This is a genomic window from Pseudonocardia xinjiangensis (assembly GCF_012911925.1).
GTDB classification, from domain to species: Bacteria; Actinomycetota; Actinomycetes; order Mycobacteriales; family Pseudonocardiaceae; genus Pseudonocardia; species Pseudonocardia xinjiangensis.
The window spans coordinates 1-6,502 of sequence record NZ_JAAXKY010000249.1 but is presented as its reverse complement, the minus strand read 5'-3'; the positions used below and the strand labels follow the sequence as shown (position 1 = coordinate 6,502).

The 6,502-nt window shown below is 74.9% G+C and carries 6 protein-coding genes and 2 pseudogenes; 2 read left to right on the top strand and 6 right to left on the bottom strand.

What is annotated here, in order from left to right:
- Both HF577_RS39010 and HF577_RS36245 read right to left on the bottom strand, forming a co-directional pair.
- Positions 1–145, bottom strand: a pseudogene (locus HF577_RS39010) (glucose-1-phosphate cytidylyltransferase); the annotation flags it as partial.
- A 60-nt stretch (positions 146–205) separates the two neighbouring features.
- The gene (locus HF577_RS36245; protein ID WP_211175389.1) at positions 206–1,162 is read right to left on the bottom strand and encodes a DMT family transporter; all 957 of its coding nucleotides are present in this window, start codon (positions 1,160–1,162) and stop codon (positions 206–208) included.
- Positions 1,163–1,226: 64 nt separating this feature from the next.
- Between HF577_RS36245 and pdxR the strand changes: the two genes are divergently transcribed.
- Positions 1,227–2,618, top strand: coding sequence for a MocR-like pyridoxine biosynthesis transcription factor PdxR (pdxR, locus tag HF577_RS36240; RefSeq protein ID WP_407692283.1), 1,392 nt, complete (start codon positions 1,227–1,229; stop codon positions 2,616–2,618).
- Positions 2,619–2,630: 12 nt separating this feature from the next.
- On the opposite strand, the gene HF577_RS36235 is transcribed toward pdxR, so the two are convergent.
- Complete coding sequence (locus tag HF577_RS36235; RefSeq protein ID WP_169400517.1) at positions 2,631–3,629, bottom strand: aldose epimerase family protein; 999 nt, start codon at positions 3,627–3,629, stop codon at positions 2,631–2,633.
- A 67-nt stretch (positions 3,630–3,696) separates the two neighbouring features.
- Here HF577_RS36235 and HF577_RS36230 point away from each other — a divergent pair, with 67 nt between their 5' ends.
- Complete coding sequence (locus tag HF577_RS36230) at positions 3,697–3,903, top strand: hypothetical protein (RefSeq protein ID WP_169400516.1); 207 nt, start codon at positions 3,697–3,699, stop codon at positions 3,901–3,903.
- Between the two features lie 32 nt (positions 3,904–3,935).
- Here the strand turns inward: HF577_RS36230 and HF577_RS40315 are convergent.
- The 3 genes and pseudogenes from HF577_RS40315 to HF577_RS36215 form a co-directional block, all read right to left on the bottom strand.
- Positions 3,936–4,914 (bottom strand): annotated as a pseudogene (locus HF577_RS40315) (IS5 family transposase).
- 38 nt (positions 4,915–4,952) lie between these two features.
- On the bottom strand, positions 4,953–5,327 hold the full coding sequence (locus tag HF577_RS36220) for a DUF2784 domain-containing protein (protein ID WP_169400515.1): 375 nt from the start codon (positions 5,325–5,327) through the stop codon (positions 4,953–4,955).
- Positions 5,328–5,353: 26 nt separating this feature from the next.
- Positions 5,354–6,502, bottom strand: a 1,149-nt coding sequence (locus HF577_RS36215; protein WP_169400514.1) for a VWA domain-containing protein, incomplete at its 5' end; no start/stop codon positions are given.

The following is a 6,502-nucleotide window of genomic DNA, read 5'->3' as shown; positions in this document are numbered from 1 at the left end:
AATCCTTGTGCCCGAAGTGCGCGTAGTACCGCATCACGTGCCAGATCAGCGGCCGCGGCCCCACCGGATGCATCGGCTTCGGCAGATCCGAGACCCCGTCCCGCATCCGCATCCCGTAACCACCGCAAAACAGCACAACCTTCACGAAACGTCCCCCATGGCGTCTAGCCGTCACGCTCGACAGGGGCCCCCAAGCCCCCTCTGCCTACCCATCGTGACGGTTCGGACCGGTGTTAGCGATCCCTTTCGGCCTAATTCCGACGCCGATGACGAGCCCGACTGCCACCAGCGCGGTCCCGGCCCACACCGCCGGACCGGGAAGCGGGGAGCCGAGCAGCACGCCGCCCACGGCGGCCGCGACGGGAGCCACGCCGGTGAGCAGGCCGGCGCGCGCGGAGCCGAGCCGGCCCACCGCGGAGTACCAGAGCACGAACGCCAGCGCCGTCACGAACACCGCGAGACAGGCGACGGCGAGCACGTGCGCGGCGTGCAGCGTGGTCACCGCCGCGGGTCCCTCCGCGCCGAGGCCGAGCACGGCGAGCAGCACGGCGGCGAGCCAGCAGGTGTGCACCGAGACGCTCCACGGGCCGAGCCGGCGCAGGACGGGGACCGCGAGGAGCGTGAACCCGACCTCGCACAGCAGCACCACGACCGACCAGCCGAGCCCCACGAGATCACTGCGTCCATGGCCCTGTACGAGCACCGCGCCCGCGGTGACCACGGCGGCCGCCGCCACAGCCGCCGGTGCCGGGCGTCTCCCGTCGAGCAGCGGGCCGACCAGGGCGAGCACGACCGGCACGGACGCCACCGCCACGCCGACCACTGCGGGCTCGGCGTGCACCGACCCGCGGACCAGCGCGACGTTGAACAGCACCAGTCCCGCCACCGCGACGCCGAGCAGCCACAGCCACTCGGTGCCGCGGGGAGGGGTGACCCGCCGGCCGGTGAGCCGGGCCGCTCCGAGCAGCAGCAGGCAGGCCACGGTGTAGCGAACGGCCTGGGTGGTGAACAGCGGGGCGTCGGCCAGCACGCCGGACACGGCGACACTCCCGCCGACGCAGACCATCCCCGCAGCGCCCATCCCCAGGCCCGCGGCGGTGGCGGCGGTGCCCAGGCCGGACCGTTGCCCGGTCCGCCGAGCCCCCATCTTCGACAACGTCATGCCGCCAGGCTCGTTGCCGTACGGTCCGACCGACAGGGCCAAGAACAGCACGGGTGAGAGGACCATCGTGTCCGGCGCGGACTTCCTCCAGCTCGACCCCGGCGCGGTGCCCCGGGGGCAGCTCACCGGGTGGCTGGTGGACGCGCTGCGGGCCGCGATCACCGACGGCAGGCTGGCGGTCGGCGTGCGCCTGCCGGCGTCCCGGGTGCTGGCCGTCGACCTCGAGGTCTCCCGCGGCGTCGTCGTCGCGGCGTACCAGCGGCTCTACGACGAAGGCCTGCTCCGCACCGACGGCCCCCGCGGCACGGCGGTCGCCTCCGCACCGCCCGCGGTGGCGGTGCCGCCGGTGCGCAATGCCCGCCCGGCACCCGGCGTCGACCTCTCGCCCGGCGTGCCGGACCTGTCGGCGTTCCCCCGCGCGGCGTGGCTGCGCGCCGAGCGTGCGGTGCTGGGCAGCGCCGCCGCGGCCGACCTGGGCTACGGCGACCCTCGGGGCAACCCCGTGCTGCGCCGCGAGCTCGCCGGCTGGCTGGGGCGCACCCGCGGGGTCCGCGCGGACGCCGAGGACATCATCGTGGTGGCCGGGGTCGCCCAGGCTCTCGGCCTGCTCGCGCAGGTGCTCGCGGGGGAGCGGGCCGGGATCGAGGACCCGGGGTCGCGGGGGACGAGGGAACAGCTGGCCCACTGGGGGGTGGAGCCCGTGCCCGTCCCGGTCGACGCCGACGGCCTGGACGTCACGGCACTCGCGCGCAGCGGCGTGCGGGTGGTGCTCGTGACACCGGCGCACCACTTCCCGACCGGCGTGGTGCTCGCGCCGGGACGGCGCCGCGAGCTGCTGGACTGGGCCGCGGCGGGCGGGCTGGTCATCGAGGACGACTACGACGCCGAGCACCGCTACGACCGCGCCCCGGTGCCCGCGCTGCAGGGCATGGCCCCCGATCGGGTCGCGCACACCGGCAGCGTGTCCAAGACGCTGGCGCCGGGGCTCCGGATCGGATGGGTCGTCGCCCCTCGGGCGCTGCAGCCCGAGCTCGTGGCGCGCAAGCGGATGACCGATCTCGGCAACGCCGCGCTGCCCCAGCTCGTGCTCGCGCAGCTGATCGCCTCGGGCGAGCTGGAGCGGCACCTGCGGCGCGTGCGCACGCGCCAGCGGGCCCGCCGGGACGCGATGCTCGCCGCGCTGCGCCACCACCTGCCGGACGCCAGGATCCACGGGGTGGCGGCCGGGCTGCACCTGCTCGTGACGTTCCCGCCGGGCCTGGACGACCGGGTGCTCGCCGAGCGCGCCCGGGACTCCGGGGTGCTGGTGCAGCCGCTGTCGTGGCACCGGGTCGCCGACGGGCCGCCCGGTCTCGTCCTGGGCTACGCGGCCCACCCACCCGGCCGGATCCACGACGCGATCGCCCGGCTCGGAGCGTCCTGGGACCACGCGCCCGCTCGCGGCCCGCGGCCCTGAGCCGCCCGGCCGCTACCCGGTTGTGCCGAAGCGCAGCGCGGACCGGGAGCGGTAGACCTCGCCGGGCCGCAGCACCGTCGAGGGGAAGTCCGGCCGGTTCGGGGAGTCGGGGAAGGCCTGCGGCTCCAGGCAGAACGCGTCGCCCTGACGGGCCGCGCTGCCGTCCCTGAGCACGAGCGAGCCGTCCAGCATGTTGCCGGTGTAGAACTGCACGCCGGGCTGGTCGGTGCGCAGCTCCAGGGTGCGTCCGCTGCGGGGTTCGACGACCCGCACGGCGTGGCGCAGGCCGTCGGCGCCCGGGTCGCCGTCGATCACGTAGGTGTGGTCGTAGCCGCGGGTGGCCCGCAGCTGCGGGTGGCCCTCGCGCAGCCGGGCGCCGATCCGCTGGGAGCTGCGCAGGTCGAACGGGGTGTCCGCCACGGGCGCCGGCGGCCCGGACGGGATGAGGTGCTCGTCGACCGGCAGGAATTGCGAGGCCGCGAGCGTCACCTCGTGGTCTTCCACTGAGCCCGCTCCGGCGAGGTTCCAGTAGGCGTGGTTGGTCAGGTTGACCACGGTGGGCGCGTCGGTGCGGGCCTCGTGCTCGATGCGCAGCCGCGGGCCGTCGACCGTGTAGGTGACCGTCACCTGCAGCGTGCCGGGGAAGCCGTTCTCCCCGTCGGGACTGGTGCGCCGCAGCGTCACCGACCCGTCGCGGGGCTCGGCACGCTCCCACGGGACGGACTCGAACCCGCCGGTGCCGCCATGCAGCGCGGTGGCGGGCTCGTTGAGCGGGATCCGGTACTCCGTGCCGTCGAGGGTGAACCTCCCCCCGGCGATCCGGTTGGCGAACCGCCCCACACACGCCCCGAGGTAGTCACGGTCGCGCCGGTAGGCGTCCTCGTCGGCCAGCCCGAGTGCGATGTCCCCCCATTGCCCGTGCCGGTCGGGCGCGCGGACCGCCACGATCCGGGCGCCGTGGGCGATCACGCCCACCTCCAGGGTGTCGCTGCGCAACCAGGTGACGTTCATGAACCGTGATGCTGCCGCAGCGGCACCGCGTCGAGCGCCCCGGGCCGGGGGATGCCACTGTGGACCAATGAGCGATGAGCAATGGTTCTACTGCTTGAAGCACGGCACCGTCGAGCCGGCCGAGGGCTGTCGCGCCGCTGATCGGCTCGGTCCGTACCCCGATCGGGAGACGGCGTCGCGGGCGCTCGAGATCGCGCACGAGCGGACCGAGGCCGCCGACCGTGCCGACCGCGAGTGGGCCGAGCGCGGGTCGGACCGCGACGAGCGCGACTAGTGCGGCCGCCGCACTAGGGAGTGTCTGGCCGATCATGGAAGCCAGCTGAGGAGAGCGGCGAGCTGGAGCGCGCCGAGGTAGTTGCGGGCGTGTCGGTCGTAGCGGGTGGCCAGGCCGCGCCAGTGTTTGAGCTGGCAGAAGCCGCGCTCGACGACATTACGGCGCCGGTAACGTGTCTTGTCGAACCCGACCGGGCGGCCGCCGCGGGAGCCTCGGCGTGCTCGGTTGGCCTGCTGGTCGCGGGGTTCGGGGATGGTGTGGGAGATGCCGCGCCGGCGCAGCAGTTCCCGGTTGGCCCGGGAGCTGTAGCCCTTGTCGGCCAGCACGTGCTCGGGGCGGGTCCGGGGGCGCCCACGACCAGCTCGGGCCACTCGCAGGCCGGTCATGAGCTGCGGGAACTGGGTGGTGTCGTTGACGTTGCCCGCGGTCAGTTGCAGCACCAGCGGCCGGGACCGCCCATCGACAAGGGCGTGGATCTTGGTGGTCAACCCGCCCCGGGAGCGGCCGATCGCATGATCGGCCGGCTCGCCCACGACCGCGTGAACCGCCCCGACCTGGTGATCAGGACCGGAATTCTTGTGATTCGACCCAGCCCCCTGTGCGGTCGGGGGGAAGCGGTTCGGGTCCGACGGCGGTGGCTGCGTTGCCACCGATGCGGCGGGCCGCCGCACCATGCTGGTGCACCCGCACCAGTGAGGAGTCCGCAGCAACCAGCCAGTCCAGCTCACCGCGGGCATCGGCATCAGCGTGGGCCGCGCCCAGCAGCCGCGCCCAGGTGCCATCCACGCTCCACCGGTTGAGCCGCTCGTAGGCGGTCTGCCAGGGCCCGAACCGCTCGGCGGGGATCTCCCGCCACGCCGCCCCGGTGCGGTACTTCCACGCGATCGCCTCGATCACCTGCCGGTGATCACGCCACCGCCCACCCCGCCGAGGTGCCCGGTCTGGCAGCAACGGCTCCAGCCACGCCCACGCCTCATCCGAGAGCACCTGACGATCACCCACGACCGGCATCCTGCCCCGAACCCGGACCAAGATCCGTCAGACACTCCCTAGGGCGCGACCGGCTGCCGGCGGCGGCGCCGCTCCCGCAGCGCGAACCCCGCCCAGGAGACCAGCACGATGGTTGCCACCAGCAGCTGTGCCTCGACCAGGCGGTCGGCGGGATACACCACGCCGGTGAGGTAGGTGTCGACGAAGCCGCGGGGCAGGCCCTGCTCGCCTGCCCGGCGGCGGGCCGCGTCCTCCCACGCGGTGAGGGGGCAGGCGATCCCGACCGTGGCGCTGACCAGGCCCCAGCTCGCCGCCGCGACGTGCGGGACGATCAGCCACCGCCGGCGCCAGGCGAGGAACCCGCCCAGCGCGACGTAGAGCAGGAACCCGAGATGGACCAGCATCACCAGATCGGCGACCACAGCGGCGTCCATCCGTCGAGGATGCCACCGGAACGGGGTCAGCAGGCCGGACGGCACCCACGCTGGAAGATCGCCTCCAGCAGGACGGCGCGGATGTCCTGCGGGTTCTCGGCCTCGTAGGCACGGCCGCCCGTGGCCTCGGCGATCTGGCGTAGCGCCTCGTCGTCGGCATCGGGTCCCAGCCCGATCGCGATCACGGGGACGGGCTCGGCCGGGGCCGCCTCGGTCTGCAGCGCATGCAACGTGGCGGGCAGGTCGGCCCCGGCTCCGGACTCGTCGTGCCCGTCCGTGACGAGCAGGACCGCGTTCGAGTGCCCCGGGTCGTAGCCGGCCCGCACGGCCCTGGTGGCGGCCAGCGTGGTGGCGTAGAGGGTGCCGGCGCCACCGACCCGGTCGGGCAGCGTCCCGGCCGCGGAGGCGAGCGCGTCACGCCGCGACGGCGCGTCCGGGACCGGCTCGCTCAACGGACCGAGCGGGACGATCTCCTGCCACTGCGTCCGCGGCTGTGGCCGCGAGGGGAACGCCCACAGCCCGACCGACGCGACGTCCGGGAAGAGCTTGAGCCCGGACTGGACCGCCGCGGCGGCGAGCGTGATCCGGGTGCCCTTCCCGGCGGGCTCGGCCATCGACTCGGACACGTCGATCACCGTCAGCACCTGGCTGCGCTCGGTGAGCGACCCCCACAGCCGCAGCGTCTCGCGGGCCAACGGCCGCGGCTGCGGAGCGGCCGCGGTCACCTGCGCGGGCAGCGAGCCGGACCGGGGGCCTGGGTCGCCGGGCAGCCGGGTGCCGTCGGGCGAGCGCAGCCCGGCGGCGCCGAACGCCTGACGCCCCGCCGGGCCGCGCAACTGGACCTCGATGGCGTCGACCGCGGCGTCGAGCGCCGGATCGCGCCCTGCCGGTTGACCGGCGCGGACACGGACGAACGGGAAGTCGAGCGCGGCTGCCGCCTCCCGGAGGGCGACGGGCGTGACGGGCGCACCCGAACCGCCCGCGAGCCGAGCCCGGTCGTGGCGCACCACCGACTGTTCGGTCGCGAGGAACCCGCGGGCGGTGGCGCCGTCCCGCTGCATCGCGTCGTAGCCGGCCGCCGCCGAGGGTGGTGCGCCGCGGGACAGGGAGAGCACGGCGGCGACGAACGCGGGGCGGGGAGAGCCGCGCTCGTCGCCGATCGCGGTGTGCAGGGC

What these genes read in the sequence shown, in the direction of transcription:
- HF577_RS36230 (WP_169400516.1), top strand. Translation starts at nt 3,697, where the DNA reads ATGAGCGATGAGCAATGGTTCTACTGCTTGAAGCACGGCACCGTCGAG.
- HF577_RS36220 (WP_169400515.1), bottom strand. Translation starts at nt 5,327, where the DNA reads ATGGACGCCGCTGTGGTCGCCGATCTGGTGATGCTGGTCCATCTCGGG.
- HF577_RS36245 (WP_211175389.1), bottom strand. Translation starts at nt 1,162, where the DNA reads ATGACGTTGTCGAAGATGGGGGCTCGGCGGACCGGGCAACGGTCCGGC.
- HF577_RS36235 (WP_169400517.1), bottom strand. Translation starts at nt 3,629, where the DNA reads ATGAACGTCACCTGGTTGCGCAGCGACACCCTGGAGGTGGGCGTGATC.